This is a genomic window from Flagellimonas sp. ABD4_174 (genome assembly GCF_056160185.1).
This window is the reverse complement of sequence record NZ_JBSWWP010000001.1, coordinates 2621107-2635466: the sequence shown is the minus strand read 5'-3', so window position 1 is coordinate 2635466 and position 14360 is coordinate 2621107. Positions and strand designations below refer to the sequence as shown.

Here is a 14360-nt window from a genome sequence, read left to right as displayed (position 1 = left end):
TTGATTTAAGGTGGTAATCTAAAGAGTATCCATAAGCCCAAAACAAAGTTGGTCAATATGTATCATGGGGTCTCCGAGTGCAGAAACGTTGGATAGTACAATAACCCCATTCTTGTTTTCCGTATTCATAACCAAACAGGAGGTATAACCGCCCGTTCCTCCATTATGCCAAATCCACTTTTCGCCTAATGGTTCCGTGCGTATGTGCCAACCTAAACCAACACTGGATCTATCGTTAATGGTATGGGTCTTGATTCTGGTAAGTGCCAAAGCTCTACTCTCGTCATCAAAATGGGCCGTAACAAATTTGGAGAGATCTTCTGTGGTAGAAATAATATCCCCAGCACCGGATAGCGATGCCAAGTTCCAGTTTTTCACAGGTTTTCCTTCAGGACTTTGGCCTTCGACTAAAAAAGTGGATACATTTTCGCTCCCGATAGTGCTGTTGGGCATATCATATTTTAAAAATATTCTTTCCTGGAGCAGCTGGTTCAAGGTTTTTTTTCCAATTTTAGATAAGGTATGGCCCAATAGTCCAGCACCTAAATTGGAATATTCGTATTCACCACCTTCATCGAAAGATAATTCCATTTCGTTGACCAAATAGTATTTTAACTTTTCTGCATCGTAATCGGAAAATGGATCTTGGTTACTAATGTCAAAGTCAAGGTTGGAGGGCATGCGTGGAAGGCCCGAAGTGTGGTTCGCCAAGGCCTTGAAAGTAATGTCTTGCCCATTGTTGAACTCAAAATCATAGTAGGGGTTTATGGAATCGTCCAGCTGTACTTTGTTTTCCAGAACAAAGTCCGCAAGTAGGGTAGCATTGAAAACTTTCGTGATAGATCCAATCTCAAATGCATTTTGTTGATTTTTAATGGTAAAAATGGTGTCGTTCCTTTTTTCGACACCGTAAAATTTCACATTGCCATTTTCAATAAGAGCAAATGCAAGTTGGGTATTATCGGGAAATACTTTGCTATGTTCAAAAATCAGCTCGGATTGTGTGTCCGTTATCCTTTCATCATTCAGGGTTTGATTGTTGACTATTTTGTTTGTCTGCGAATTACCGCAACTCAAAACTAGAGGAAGGATGGTAACAAGAAGTAAAAATGAATTTTTCATGGTAAGTTTTGATGTGTGCCCAACGTTTGATTTATCTAAAAGGGATACGTTTAAATTCGGAGTCGGTTACAATGGCTGACCCTTACCTTTTTGAGTTTTATTTTTTCAAAAATCAAAAGACGCCCAAAGGGCGCCTTAAAAATAATCTTTTATGTAGGGTTCTAACTTAGATGAGAACCAATTAACAACTCTTCTCCTAATTTTGAACCTGGTTTATATAAATGTTAGAGTCCCTATAACCCAAACAGCACACCGAAGTTCAAACTGCTTCTTGTGTTTCTTACGGTTTCTCCAAGATTTTCTTCAAAAATGTCAACGAATCCAGATTGACCGTCAAACTCAAAGAACAATTGTGTATTGTTGTTTATTCTAAATTTATATCCAATGCCCAAAGCAAGACCCAAATCGGTACTTTTAAAGGCTTCTTTTACATCTATTCCCAATTCTGAATCCTTTGCACTTATCAAAAGCCCCAAGTACGGACCAAAATTCAAATACCAATTTCTATTGGAACCAAAATGCCAGTTTGCCATAATGGGAATGGACAAATAGTTTAATTTAAAATTTGTGGTGGTAAAGTTATTGTTCTCTTCATCATTAATAAAGCCATCGGCCCAACCTTTACTATCATAGATAAGCTTTCCTTTTAAACCCCATCGGTCAGAAAAGTAATATTCACCAGATATACCAGTATTAAATGAGATTCTAGTATTGGCGTTGTCTTGACCATCTATGGTAGAAACATTGGCCAAATTCAATCCGGATTGTATTCCAAATTCAAATTCTCCGTTGTCTTGTGCATTTACTTTTAAAAATGCAATTAAACTGAATACTACTAGGGATACTTGTTTTTTCATTTTTAATGTTTGTTGATTACAGTTGTTTGGATGATTGTCGGCAAATCAAGAAAATTTGTGGTCTGAAACGCCAAAGCAATCGTGTGCAAAACTTGTATTTTCTAAACAATAAAAAAGAAACAATTGACGAATGTACCCAATCAATTGATAGAACCACCTTTTCAATTGATACTGTCATCATCACAAGTAAAAAGACGTCCAAAGGGCGCCTTTTTAGTTTATAATATCACATCGGACGGAGTCGAGATATGAATAAATATGTTCTCGACTGCGCTCGAACTGACTATGTTTTACAAATTCGGAATCACCAAAACCTGATCGGGATGGATTACATTGGGGTCTTTTAAAATATTGGTGTTAGCATCAAAAATTTTGGTGTACTTCATCGGGTCGCCATAATAATGTTTGGCAATCTTGCTCAACGACTCACCGCTCTTTACGGTATGTCTGTGGTAAACGGATTCGTCTTCAACGGTGATGTTGGCCTTGATGTCGGAAGGTTTTTCTCCGCCGATTTCCTTGATTTTGTCCCACAGTAGATTTTTCTCATATTGGGTATGGGTCGTACCTTTAATTTTAATAATGTCTCCCTCAACATTTACATCACCATTTTTAACGCCCAATTGTTCACCTAGATCCAATACTGGCTGATATTTTGCTTTTACACTCATAATTAAGATTTTTTACAGTTAATAATTAGAGGTTTCAAGATAGGCAATCCGCTTATATTTTACCATGAATTATTTGTAATACTTTTAATGGTCTTTAATGGATCAACCGTATATAATGCTTCTAGGGCAAGGTTTCATACCGGTATGGGAATTCCATCGCACAGTGATCCAAGGTTTTGATCCAAACCGTGGGTATAGCCAATTAAATACAAGCCTTAGTTTTGAAAGGCATTAACAAGTCATCATTTTTTCATTGAAAACCATATGTGTAGGCTTTGTGAATCAATAATTTAATTGTATTTTTGCACACCTTTTTAACAAGGAGGCAAGAGAAAAGGGAATCTAGAAAATTATTTAAAACCACTTCCGCGGTAATTGTTTGACTCTTGTAAAACGTGGAATACAAATTTAAATCAGCAGCATGGCTGAAGAAAAACAAAACGTTGAGGTAGAAGAAACTGCCGCAGCATCAGTAGTAAAAGAAGAAACACAGCCCAAACAAGATCCACAAGAATTTCTTGAAAATTTTGACTGGGACAAGTACGAAGAAGGAATTGAGCGCGTAGACGATACAAAGCTTAAAGAGTTCGAAACGCTTGTGGAGGAAAACTTTGTGGACACTGCGGACGAGGAAGTAGTGGAAGGAAAAGTTGTTCACATGACTGATCGTGAGGCCATTATCGACATCAATGCAAAATCCGAAGGTGTAATTTCCTTAAATGAGTTCCGATATAATCCAGACCTAAAAGTTGGGGATAAAGTCGAGGTACTTATTGATATTCGCGAAGACAAGACCGGTCAATTGGTATTGTCTCACCGTAAGGCTAGAACCATTAAGGCTTGGGAGCGTGTCAACAACGCACACGACAAAGAAGAAATCGTTACCGGTTTCGTTAAATGCCGTACCAAAGGTGGTATGATCGTTGACGTATTCGGAATCGAAGCTTTCTTGCCAGGTTCCCAGATCGATGTGAAGCCTATCCGTGATTACGATCAGTACGTAGGTAAGACCATGGAGTTCAAAGTAGTAAAGATCAACCACGAGTTCAAAAACGTAGTGGTGTCGCACAAAGCTTTGATCGAAGCGGATATCGAAGAACAGAAAAAAGAGATCATCGGCCAATTGGAAAAAGGTCAAGTATTGGAAGGTGTGGTCAAGAACATTACATCTTATGGGGTATTTATCGATCTTGGAGGTGTGGATGGTTTGGTTCACATTACCGATCTTTCCTGGAGCCGTATCAACCATCCGAACGAGGTTGTGGAGCTAGACCAGAAATTGAACGTGGTAATCTTGGACTTCGATGATAACAAGTCTAGAATCCAGTTGGGTCTTAAACAATTGGAGAAACACCCATGGGATGCCCTTGGCGATGAGATCAAAGTAGGTGACAAAGTTAAAGGTAAGGTAGTGGTAATCGCAGATTACGGTGCATTTATCGAAGTTGCCGAAGGCGTAGAAGGATTGATCCACGTTTCTGAAATGTCGTGGAGCACCCACCTAAGATCAGCACAAGACTTCGTAAACGTAGGTGATGAAGTTGAAGCTGTTGTATTGACCTTGGACAGGGAAGATCGCAAAATGTCGTTGGGCATCAAGCAATTGACCCCAGACCCATGGACCGATATTACTACTAAATATCCTGTAGGGTCAAGACATAAAGGAATCGTTAGAAACTTTACCAACTTTGGTGTATTCGTAGAGTTGGAAGAAGGAATTGATGGTTTGATCTATATCTCCGACCTTTCATGGACCAAGAAAATCAAGCACCCATCCGAGTTTGTTACCGTAGGTGACACTTTGGAGGTGGAAGTATTGGAATTGGACGTGGATGGACGCAAGTTGAGCCTTGGTCACAAGCAGACCACAGAAAACCCTTGGGATAAATACTCCGAGGAGTTTGCTGAAGGAACAATTCACAAAGCTGCAATTGCAGAGGTTGTTGACAAAGGAGCGACTATCAACTTCAACGAGGACATCGTTGGGTTTGTTCCACAACGTCACATGGAAAAAGAAGACGGCAAGAAATTGGTAAAAGGAGAAGAGGCCGAATTCAAGATCATCGAGTTCAATAAAGATTTCAAGAGAGTTGTGGCCAGCCACACGGCAATCTTTAGAGAGCAAGAAGACAGAAATGTGAAAGCCGCTGCCAAGAAAAGAGCCACGTCTAGCGACGAAGCTGCTCCGACCCTTGGAGATGCCAACTCACAGTTGCAAGCATTGAAAGACAAGATGGAAGCCGATTCCAAGAAAAAGTAATCGGACTTTTCAATGATACTAAGCCCCGCTGGAAACAGTCGGGGCTTTTTTATGTTCCGAACATTTTAAAGAATTGCTTACTTTTGTGGTCAACCGAGTTGGTCGCACACAGCATATGAGTCAAAAAGTACTGCTTACTTCAAAGGAAATCAACATCATACTGCACCGGTTGGCCTGTCAGCTAATGGAAAACCATTTGGATTTTGCCAATACCGCACTCATAGGTATTCAGCCCAGAGGCGTTTTTTTGGCAGAAAGATTGGTGAAAATCCTCAAAAAAGAATACAAAGTCAAACATATTGACCTTGGTTTCTTGGACATCACATTTTTTAGGGACGATTTTGGACGAGGGGAAATCCTTAAGGCCAATTCCACACAAATGAATTTTTTGGTAGAGGACAAAAAAGTAGTGTTTATAGATGATGTTCTTTACACAGGAAGAAGTATCCGGGCGGCCCTTACCGCCATCCAATCCTTTGGAAGACCGAGCAATATTGAACTTTTAACCTTGATCGATCGTAGATTTAGCAGGCATTTGCCCATTCAGCCGACCTACCGCGGCCGACAAGTGGATGCCATAAACGAAGAAAAAGTAAAAGTGATGTGGCAAGAAAACGACGGCGAAGATAAAGTATATTTAGTAAGCAAATAATAGATAATGAGCGAGTTAAGTGTAAATCACTTGTTGGGAATAAAATATCTGAACAAAAAGGATATATCGCTCATTTTTGAAACGGCAGACCATTTTAAGGAGGTCATCAACCGTTCCATTAAAAAGGTGCCAACCCTTCGGGATATTACCATTGCCAACATCTTTTTTGAGAACAGTACCCGAACAAAACTATCTTTCGAGCTTGCGGAAAAACGGCTTTCCGCCGATGTGGTCAATTTCTCGGCAGGACAATCTTCCGTCAAAAAAGGGGAGACCCTTATTGATACCGTAAATAATATCCTGTCCATGAAAGTGGATATGGTAGTGATGCGCCACCCTAACCCTGGAGCAGGAATATTTTTATCCCAACATGTAAATGCCTCCATCGTAAATGCAGGGGACGGGGCCCATGAACACCCAACACAAGCATTGTTGGATTCTTTTTCTATAAGAGAGAAACTGGGCGACGTAGGTGGTAAGAATGTTGTGATAGTAGGTGATATTCTTCATTCCAGAGTAGCACTCTCCAATATATTTGCCTTAAAATTACAAGGCGCCAATGTTAAAGTTTGTGGCCCAAAAACACTGATTCCAAAATACATAGAGTCCTTGGGTGTAGGGGTGGAGACCAATTTGAGAAAAGCCTTGGAATGGTGCGATGTGGCCAACATGCTTCGGGTACAGAACGAACGGATGGATATCAGTTATTTTCCTTCCACCAGAGAATACACCCAACAGTTTGGGGTGAACAAGGAGCTGTTGAACAGTTTGGACAAAGAAATTGTGATTATGCATCCAGGTCCCATTAATAGAGGTGTGGAAATTACCAGCGATGTGGCCGATTCCGATCAGTCCATTATTTTGCATCAGGTTGAGAATGGTGTGGCCGTTCGAATGGCGGTACTTTACCTATTGGCATCAAAAATTAAGTAAGACATGATTTTCGATAAAGAAGGCACAACAACCATAGTTTTCCAAGAGAACACAACCCTTTCTGGTTTTCTGGAAAATTTGAACAAAGCCTACCCAAAATTAAAGCATGATAACATAGTTATCAACCTATTTTCCTTTGACCAGCTGACGGTGAGCAACATTCTTGAGTTTTTGGATATTTCCAACACTCACAAGGCATCAGGACAATCTTTTGTTTTGGTTACAGATAAACTGGGTTACGACGAAATACCGGAAGAGATCAGTGTGGTACCCACCTTGCAAGAAGCCAAAGACCTGATCGAAATGGAAGAAATTGAACGTGACCTTGGACTATGAAACTAACAGTGTTAGGTTGCTATGCCGCTACACCACGAACATTTACCAATCCTACCTCTCAGGTACTCGAAATAAAGAACCATCTTTTTTTGATCGATTGTGGTGAAGGGACCCAAGTCCAATTGAGAAAATATAAGATCAAGTTCTCCAGAATCAACCATATTTTTATTTCTCATCTCCATGGCGATCATTTTTTTGGTTTGCCTGGCCTTATATCCACTTTCCGATTACTGGGCAGAGATAAAGAAATGCACATTTACGGTCCAAAAGGCATCAAACAGGCCATTACTTTACTTTTAAAATTGGGCGATTCTTGGACCAATTACCCTTTGGTCTTCCATGAATTGGAATCGAAAGAATCCGAAATTGTCTACGAAGACGAAAAGGTGACCGTACGTACCATTCCATTGATTCACAGAGTGTATACCAATGGATTCCTATTTCAAGAAAAAGAAGCGCCCAGGACTCTGAATATTGATGCGGCCAGAAAACATGGAGTAGATAAAAGTCAGTTCATTAAAATAAAGGAAGGGGTCGATGGTGTGGATAAGTTTGGTAAGACGGTGCCCAATAAACAACTCACTTTAGATCCACCAGCACCAAAAAGTTATGCTTTTTGCAGCGATACGGTTTATAATGAAGGGATTTTACCCATTATAAAAGATGTCACCGTGCTCTATCACGAATCCACTTTTCTTGAGTCGGAATCGCATTTGTGCGAAAAAACAAAACATGCCACAGCCAAACAGGCAGCTCAAATTGCCCATAAGGCCAACGCCAGTCTTTTGGTGTTGGGACATTATTCCACTAGGTACAGATCAATTGAGCTTTTTAAAAAGGAGGCCAAAGAGGTTTTTCCGGTAGTGGAACTCGCCGACGATGGTAAAGAGTTTGACTTTGGAGCATAAAAAATTACCATTCTTTTACAGGTGCATGGCTTTGAGTTGAATCTATTTTTGACGAACTTCACAACATGCAAAAAGACCTGAGCAATTATAGAAAATCTTACGAAAAAAGTGAGTTGACCGAGGCAACCGTAAAGGAAAACCCCCTTGAGCAATTCCAAAAATGGTTCTACGAAGTTGAAGCCTCGGACGGCGTGGACGAACCTAATGCCATGACGGTATCTACCCTTGGCCTGGATGGATTTCCAAAAAGTAGAGTAGTGCTGATGAAGAAGTTTACTTTCGAGGGCTTTATATTTTACACCAACTACCAAAGTGAAAAAGGCAAGGCCATCGAGGCCAATCCATCCATATGCCTATCCTTTTTTTGGCCAAATATGGAACGTCAAGTGATCATAAAGGGCAAAGCAGAAAAAATTGCCGAGAATCTATCCGATGGCTATTTTGAATCGCGACCTACTGGGAGTCAACTTGGAGCGGTGGTTTCCGACCAAAGCGAAGTAGTACCTTCCCGGGACTATCTCGAAAAAAAACTAAAGGAGCTGGAACAAGAGTATGAAGGACAGGAAGTGCCACGACCCGAATATTGGGGAGGTTATTTGGTAAGGCCCATATCCATAGAATTTTGGCAGGGACGCCCCAACAGACTCCACGATAGAATACGATATACCCTTCAAGATGATTACGATTGGAAAATAGAACGGTTGGCCCCCTAATCCTATAAACGATGAAACAACTGATATTGATGCGCCATGGGAAATCCTCTTGGGATTACGATGCTTCCGATAAGGACAGGCCTTTAAAGGAGCGTGGTATCAACGATGCCCATTTGGTGTCCAAAACATTTAAAATCCACGCTCCGCAAATGGATTTTATATATTCCAGTCCGGCGATTCGTGCACTGCATACGAGTATGATTTTTGTTGGAAATCTTGAATTTGATCTTTCTAATTTTAGAATAAATAATGAGTTATACGATTTTTCGGGAGATAGTGTGGAGAGGTTCATACACCGATTGGACAACAATTTGAAAACAGTGGCCATATTTGGTCACAACTACGCCTTTACTTCACTTGCAAATACATGGGGAGATCAGTATATTGAAAACGTTCCCACGGCAGGACTTGTGCACATTACATTTGGTGTGGACGATTGGTCCAAAATATCCAAGGGCATTACAAAGCAAATGGTCTTTCCAAAACACTTGAAAAAATAGATGGTAAAAACAAAGAACGAATATATCAACAGGGAAATCAGTTGGCTGCAATTTAACGCCAGGGTGCTGCAAGAGAGCAAAGATCCTAGGGTTCCATTGATCGACCGATTACGGTTTCTAGGGATTTTCAGTAACAATTTAGATGAATTCTTCAAGGTTCGCTATGCTACGGTTAAACGAATCGTGGACGCCGGAAAAACGGGAAAGAGTGTTTTAGGGGGAGAAAAGGCCAAAGATTTGTTAGAGGAAATCACCAAAATTGTGATCGATCAACAGGCCCGTAGTCTGGTTATCTTCAAGGAAATTGACAGAGAGCTTAGGGAGAAGAACATTTTTATAATTCGAGAAACCGAGGTCAACCAAAATCAGGCCGAATTTATAAGGGACTATTTCTTTAAAAAGGTGAATCAAGAATTAATGACCATTATCTTGAACGACCTTACGGAATTTCCACTTTTGAAGGATACGGCAGCTTATTTGGCCGTAAAGATCGTAATGAAAAACGGTTCGCCCGGAGGAAAACACAATCGATATGCATTGATCGAAATTCCAAAAGGTATCGACCGTTTTGTGGTTTTGCCCAAAGAGGGAGATAAGGACTATGTGATCATGCTGGACGATCTTATTCGTTTTTGCTTGGACAGTGTTTTTACCATGTTCGATTTTGAATCCATTTCCGCGCACATGATCAAGATTACCAGAGATGCCGAATTGGATATCGATAATGATTTAAGTAAAAGTTTTATCGAGAAAATTTCTTCGAGTGTAGAACACAGAAAAATAAGCGACCCGGTTCGCTTTGTTTACGATAAAAGTATCGATAAGGACACTCTTCAGTTCCTAAAGGAAAAAATGGACATTATGGATACTGATAGTGTTATTCCCGGTGGACGTTACCATAACAGAAGGGATTATATGGGTTTTCCGAGCTTGGGGCGCCAAGACCTTATGTACGACAAAATAGAACCTTTGCCGGTAAAAGGGCTGAGCATGAAAGGGAGTTTGTTGGATATTATCGCGCATAAGGACTATATGATCTATGCTCCTTACCATACATTTAGTTATGTCACCAAATTTTTGCGCGAGGCGGCCCTGGACCCCCAAGTCCGTAGCATTAAAATCACCATTTATCGATTGGCCAGCGATAGCCAAATAGCCTCGGCATTGGTAAACGCGGTAAAAAATGGAAAACAGGTAACCGTACAAATAGAACTGCAGGCCAGGTTCGATGAGCAGAACAATATCGAATATGCCAATTATCTACAGGACGAAGGTGTACAGTTGATTTTTGGCGTGCCCGGCTTAAAGGTGCACAGTAAGATCTGTTTGGTGGAGCGCGAGGAAGAAGGCGGGCTAAAACGATATGGGTTTATAAGTACCGGTAATTTTAACGAGTCCACGGCAAAAATCTATACAGATTACACCTTGTTTACCGCCCATCAGGGCATATTAAAGGATATGAACAAAGTGTTCGGATTCTTTGAGACCAATTACAAGATCAACAAGTACAAACACTTGATCGTATCACCACACTATACAAAATCAACTTTTATGAAGTTGATCGATAGGGAAATAGCCTGCGCACGCGAAGGAAAAGAGGCCTACATTAAAATAAAGATGAACAGTCTTACCTCCTATAAAATGGTAGATAAGCTGTACGAGGCCAGTAGGGCCGGGGTAAAAATAAAAATGATTGTCCGCGGAATCTGCTGCTTAATTCCCGGTGTCGAGGGAATGAGCGAGAATATTGAGGCCATAAGTGTAGTGGATAAGTTTTTGGAACACCCCAGGCTATTTATTTTTGGAAACGGGGGAGACCCGAAAATTTATATATCCTCCGCAGATTGGATGACACGTAACCTGGATTTTAGGGTAGAGGTGGGTTGCCCTATTTATGATGAGGACATCCGACAAGAACTACTGGATACTTTTGAGATTTCCTGGAACGATAACTCAAAGGCCAGAATATTTTCGGCCAAACAAGACAACGCCTACAGAAAACGGTCCAAGGGAGCGGCCGAGTTTAGGTCGCAGTTTGAAGTGTACGATTATTACAAGCGAAAACTGGAATCTTAAGATCACTGGATTTGGTTATAAAGAAATTTGCAGCTATCGATATTGGTTCCAACGCGGTCAGATTGTTGATCAACAATGTAATCGAGTACCAAGACAGGCCCACTAAGTTCAAAAAAAGTGAATTGGTCAGGGTGCCGGTTCGTTTGGGGGAAGATGCCTTTTTGAACGGTGAAATCTCCGAACGGAACCTCAATCGATTGGTAAAGACCATGCAGTCCTTTAAACTTTTAATGGACGTTTATGGTGTGGAAAAATATATGGCCTGTGCCACTTCGGCACTTAGGGAAGCCAAAAACGGGAAGCAGGTAATAACTAGGGTAAGAAAGGGATCGGGGGTCGATATTCAGATCATCGATGGTAAAGAGGAAGCATCGATCATTGCCTCGACCGATCTTAAGGATATTATTAAAAATGATAGGCTCTACCTGTATGTGGATGTAGGGGGCGGTAGTACGGAATTTACTATAATCGACAAGGGGTTGCCTATTTTTTCCAAATCATTTAAAATAGGCACGCTCCGGATTTTAAACAATTTGGTGAATGATGCAGTTTGGGACGAGATAAAAACCTGGATCAAATCCAATCTCCCTTCGGATGCCACCGTCGAAATTATTGGTTCTGGCGGAAACATAAATAAATTGCACAAAATGTCCGGTAGAAAGGTCGGTCAGCCCCTTTCCTATATTTGGTTGAATGCCCAATACCATTTTTTGGACAGTATGGCCTACGAAGACAGGATTTCGGAGCTTGGCCTAAATCAAGACCGTGCAGATGTAATTATACCCGCGACCAAAATATTCTTAAACGCAGCAAAGTGGAGCAAGGCCAAAAAAATTCTTGTTCCAAAAATTGGTCTTGCCGATGGTATGATCAAAACTTTGTACTATAAAGAAGATTAACCGTGCATGGTTTCCTTTTTGCCGAGGGCTTTCATTAATTGAGCTTCATGTTCCAAAAGCGCTTCCCATTTTTGATCGACTTCCTCTCGATTTCCGTATTTGCGCGCAAATCTTAAAAACATAGTGTAGTGGTTGGCTTCACTTACCATTAAGTTGCGATAAAACTCGGACAGTTCTTCGTCGTTAATCTCTTCCGATAGCAATCTAAAACGCTCGCAACTACGAGCCTCTATCAATGCAGCATACAAGAGTTTGTGTACCAAATGTGTTTCCCTGCTTCCACCTTTTGGGAAAAACTTCATGAGTTCTATAACGTACTCATCCTTGCGTTCACGGCCCAATACCCATCCCCGCTGTATAATTTTATCATGGACCATGTTAAAATGCCCCATCTCCTCACGGGCGAGGGCCGTCATTTCCTTTACCAATTCCGACTTTTCGGGAAAACCAATGATCAGGGAAATAGCGGTACTTGCCGCTTTTTGTTCGCAATAGGCATGATCTGTCAAAATTTCTTCGATGTTCTTTTCAACAATGTTCACCCATCGTGGGTCCGTTGGTAGTTTTAGGCCTAACATGAATCAGTTTTAAATTTATGGATACAAAGATAAAAGTATTGTGCGGTATGTTTAAAAATCAAGGTCGAACTCTTTCCGAAGGAGTTCGATGTTTGGATTTTTCTCCTTCAATTTTTCATATTTCTCCTCTGGGGTAAAGGCGAATTTTTTCGCAACTTCCTCGTTCACCGTAATATGGAGTGAAATTGAATAATTGTTCAACTTTTGTTTAAGGTAATCCAGCATCAGACTTTGTTCCCGTTCAATTTCCTTTTTCATGGTGCTGTTGGGAAGCTCGATCCAAATCGTATTCTCGTTCTTCATTTTGGGAACATCTGTTTGGAGGTTGCTGGCCAATATTTTGCGGCCTTGTTTTTCCAACTGTTGCACAAAATCGTCCCAATGTTTTTGCATGTCCACCTCTAAAAACGTATCGTGTGGTAAATCCTCCTCGTTTACTGTTGGGGATTTAATGTTCTCGTGCTCTTTTTTTATTTTGATACTGGACAGCGAAAGTCCCGAAACACGTTTTTTAGGACTTTTAATGTTTATTTTTTGAGTCGGGTTATCCTCTTTTGGGGAGTCGATTTTTTTTGTTTCTGCCTGTTGGGGCATAGGAACTTTCTCTTCGACGGTTCTAACCTCTGTCGTTGATGGTTGGACTTTCTTTTCCACCGAGGAAGCTATAGTCTGAACTTTGGCTTGACCTGCCTGCGTGTCGCTTGTTTTGGGCGTGGATTGTGTGGTAAACCGTGATGCTGGAATTATGAAATTAGAGTTTTTTTTTTCTCCATCGTAAGTGATGGATGCTAATTTCATAAGGGTAAGTTCTACCAATAACCGTTGATTTTTACTGCTCTTATACTTTAGGTCGCAATCATTGGCAAGGTCTATGGCCTTTAAAAGAAAATCTTTGGTAACTTTTTTTGCCTGATCTTGGTATTGTTGCTTAACATCGTCTCCAACCTCCATAAGATGTAAAGTGTCCGGATGCTGACAAACCAATAGATCTCTAAAGTGGGATGCAAGGCCACTTATAAAATGATGGCCATCGAACCCAAGGGAAAGGGTTCTGTTGAACAGGATCAAAAGTTCTGGAATATTGTTTTCTAGAATTAAATCTGTTGCGGAAAAATAAATATCATAATCAAGGACATTCAGGTTTTCCGTGACCGCCTTACGGGTAAGTTCCTTTCCAGAGAAGCTGACCACCCTATCAAAAATGGAGAGGGCATCGCGCATGGCCCCATCTGCTTTTTGGGCAATAATATGTAAAGCACTTTCTTCTGCCTGTATACCTTGTTGTTCGGCAATGTGCTTAAGGTATTCCGCTGCATCTTTTACCGTGATCCGTTTAAAATCGAAGATTTGGCAACGCGATAATATGGTAGGGATAATTTTGTGTTTTTCGGTGGTCGCCAGAATAAAAATAGCGTGCTTAGGCGGTTCCTCCAAAGTCTTCAAAAAAGCATTGAATGCAGATTGTGAGAGCATATGCACCTCATCAATAATATACACTTTGTACTTGCCCGTTTGTGGAGGAATGCGTACCTGATCAATTAAACTACGGATGTCATCCACGGAGTTGTTGGAAGCTGCATCCAACTCAAAAATATTGAAGGCAAAATCTTCATCCTCCTTTTCTGTACCATCTTGGTTTATCTTTTTTGCCAAAATACGGGCACAGGTGGTTTTGCCAACGCCTCTTGGTCCACAAAATAATAATGCTTGCGCCAAATGATCGTTTTCAATGGCGTTCATTAAGGTATTTGTGATGGAGGACTGCCCCACCACATCCTTAAAGGTTTGCGGTCTATATTTTCTAGCTGATACTATAAATGGTTCCAATGCTGGGAAAATAGAATTATTACAAATA

The 14360-nt window shown here is 40.8% G+C and carries 14 protein-coding genes; 9 read left to right on the top strand and 5 right to left on the bottom strand.

Features of this window, described 5'->3' with window-relative positions:
• Nucleotides 1-18: 18 nt before the first annotated feature.
• The 3 genes from ACXAFK_RS11680 to ACXAFK_RS11670 form a co-directional block, all read right to left on the bottom strand.
• Nucleotides 19-1122, bottom strand: a complete 1104-nt coding sequence (locus ACXAFK_RS11680; protein WP_474957882.1) for a serine hydrolase domain-containing protein — start codon at nt 1120-1122, stop codon at nt 19-21.
• 233 nt (nt 1123-1355) lie between these two features.
• Complete coding sequence (locus tag ACXAFK_RS11675) at nt 1356-1979, bottom strand: porin family protein (protein ID WP_474957881.1); 624 nt, start codon at nt 1977-1979, stop codon at nt 1356-1358.
• Between the two features lie 290 nt (nt 1980-2269).
• Complete coding sequence (locus tag ACXAFK_RS11670) at nt 2270-2650, bottom strand: LysM peptidoglycan-binding domain-containing protein (protein ID WP_224834878.1); 381 nt, start codon at nt 2648-2650, stop codon at nt 2270-2272.
• A 421-nt stretch (nt 2651-3071) separates the two neighbouring features.
• Between ACXAFK_RS11670 and rpsA the strand changes: the two genes are divergently transcribed.
• The 9 genes from rpsA to ACXAFK_RS11625 all read left to right on the top strand — a co-directional run bounded on the left by rpsA (nt 3072) and on the right by ACXAFK_RS11625 (nt 11927).
• A complete protein-coding gene (gene rpsA / locus ACXAFK_RS11665; protein ID WP_474957880.1) occupies nt 3072-4910 on the top strand; it encodes a 30S ribosomal protein S1 in 1839 nt (612 codons plus the stop codon).
• Between the two features lie 115 nt (nt 4911-5025).
• Nucleotides 5026-5562, top strand: coding sequence for a bifunctional pyr operon transcriptional regulator/uracil phosphoribosyltransferase PyrR (gene pyrR / locus ACXAFK_RS11660; RefSeq protein WP_224834876.1), 537 nt, complete (start codon nt 5026-5028; stop codon nt 5560-5562).
• A gap of 6 nt (nt 5563-5568) precedes the next feature.
• Nucleotides 5569-6495 carry an aspartate carbamoyltransferase catalytic subunit gene (locus ACXAFK_RS11655; protein WP_224834875.1) on the top strand — a complete coding sequence of 309 codons (927 nt, stop codon included), beginning with the start codon at nt 5569-5571 and terminating at the stop codon, nt 6493-6495.
• Nucleotides 6496-6498: 3 nt separating this feature from the next.
• The gene (locus ACXAFK_RS11650; protein ID WP_474957879.1) at nt 6499-6831 is read left to right on the top strand and encodes a ribonuclease Z; all 333 of its coding nucleotides are present in this window, start codon (nt 6499-6501) and stop codon (nt 6829-6831) included.
• On the top strand, nt 6828-7739 hold the full coding sequence (locus tag ACXAFK_RS11645; protein ID WP_474957878.1) for a ribonuclease Z: 912 nt from the start codon (nt 6828-6830) through the stop codon (nt 7737-7739). The genes ACXAFK_RS11650 and ACXAFK_RS11645 overlap by 4 nt, the downstream gene beginning before the upstream one ends.
• Nucleotides 7740-7804: 65 nt before the next feature.
• Nucleotides 7805-8452, top strand: a complete 648-nt coding sequence (gene pdxH / locus ACXAFK_RS11640; protein ID WP_338194191.1) for a pyridoxamine 5'-phosphate oxidase — start codon at nt 7805-7807, stop codon at nt 8450-8452.
• An 11-nt stretch (nt 8453-8463) separates the two neighbouring features.
• Nucleotides 8464-8952: a SixA phosphatase family protein gene (locus ACXAFK_RS11635; protein ID WP_474957877.1), complete on the top strand. Its 489-nt coding sequence runs from the start codon at nt 8464-8466 to the stop codon at nt 8950-8952.
• Nucleotides 8953-11028 carry a polyphosphate kinase 1 gene (gene ppk1, locus ACXAFK_RS11630; RefSeq protein ID WP_293295923.1) on the top strand — a complete coding sequence of 692 codons (2076 nt, stop codon included), beginning with the start codon at nt 8953-8955 and terminating at the stop codon, nt 11026-11028. It abuts the gene before it with no gap.
• Between the two features lie 11 nt (nt 11029-11039).
• Nucleotides 11040-11927, top strand: a complete 888-nt coding sequence (locus tag ACXAFK_RS11625; protein ID WP_474957876.1) for a Ppx/GppA phosphatase family protein — start codon at nt 11040-11042, stop codon at nt 11925-11927.
• On the opposite strand, the gene ACXAFK_RS11620 is transcribed toward ACXAFK_RS11625, so the two are convergent.
• Together ACXAFK_RS11620 and ACXAFK_RS11615 are read right to left on the bottom strand one after the other, a co-directional pair.
• Entirely contained in the window at nt 11924-12505 is a 582-nt protein-coding gene (locus ACXAFK_RS11620; RefSeq protein ID WP_474957875.1) for a MiaE family protein, read from the bottom strand. The genes ACXAFK_RS11625 and ACXAFK_RS11620 overlap by 4 nt on opposite strands.
• 51 nt (nt 12506-12556) lie before the next feature.
• The gene (locus tag ACXAFK_RS11615; RefSeq protein WP_293295919.1) at nt 12557-14332 is read right to left on the bottom strand and encodes a DNA polymerase III subunit gamma/tau; all 1776 of its coding nucleotides are present in this window, start codon (nt 14330-14332) and stop codon (nt 12557-12559) included.
• Nucleotides 14333-14360 lie beyond the last annotated feature (28 nt).

Excerpts from the sequence above, each read along its gene's own strand:
- ACXAFK_RS11680 (WP_474957882.1), bottom strand. The coding sequence starts at position 1,122 with ATGAAAAATTCATTTTTACTTCTTGTTACCATCCTTCCTCTAGTTTTG.
- ACXAFK_RS11675 (WP_474957881.1), bottom strand. The coding sequence starts at position 1,979 with ATGAAAAAACAAGTATCCCTAGTAGTATTCAGTTTAATTGCATTTTTA.
- ACXAFK_RS11670 (WP_224834878.1), bottom strand. The coding sequence starts at position 2,650 with ATGAGTGTAAAAGCAAAATATCAGCCAGTATTGGATCTAGGTGAACAA.
- rpsA (WP_474957880.1), top strand. The coding sequence starts at position 3,072 with ATGGCTGAAGAAAAACAAAACGTTGAGGTAGAAGAAACTGCCGCAGCA.
- pyrR (WP_224834876.1), top strand. The coding sequence starts at position 5,026 with ATGAGTCAAAAAGTACTGCTTACTTCAAAGGAAATCAACATCATACTG.
- ACXAFK_RS11655 (WP_224834875.1), top strand. The coding sequence starts at position 5,569 with ATGAGCGAGTTAAGTGTAAATCACTTGTTGGGAATAAAATATCTGAAC.
- ACXAFK_RS11650 (WP_474957879.1), top strand. The coding sequence starts at position 6,499 with ATGATTTTCGATAAAGAAGGCACAACAACCATAGTTTTCCAAGAGAAC.
- ACXAFK_RS11645 (WP_474957878.1), top strand. The coding sequence starts at position 6,828 with ATGAAACTAACAGTGTTAGGTTGCTATGCCGCTACACCACGAACATTT.
- pdxH (WP_338194191.1), top strand. The coding sequence starts at position 7,805 with ATGCAAAAAGACCTGAGCAATTATAGAAAATCTTACGAAAAAAGTGAG.
- ACXAFK_RS11635 (WP_474957877.1), top strand. The coding sequence starts at position 8,464 with ATGAAACAACTGATATTGATGCGCCATGGGAAATCCTCTTGGGATTAC.
- ppk1 (WP_293295923.1), top strand. The coding sequence starts at position 8,953 with ATGGTAAAAACAAAGAACGAATATATCAACAGGGAAATCAGTTGGCTG.
- ACXAFK_RS11620 (WP_474957875.1), bottom strand. The coding sequence starts at position 12,505 with ATGTTAGGCCTAAAACTACCAACGGACCCACGATGGGTGAACATTGTT.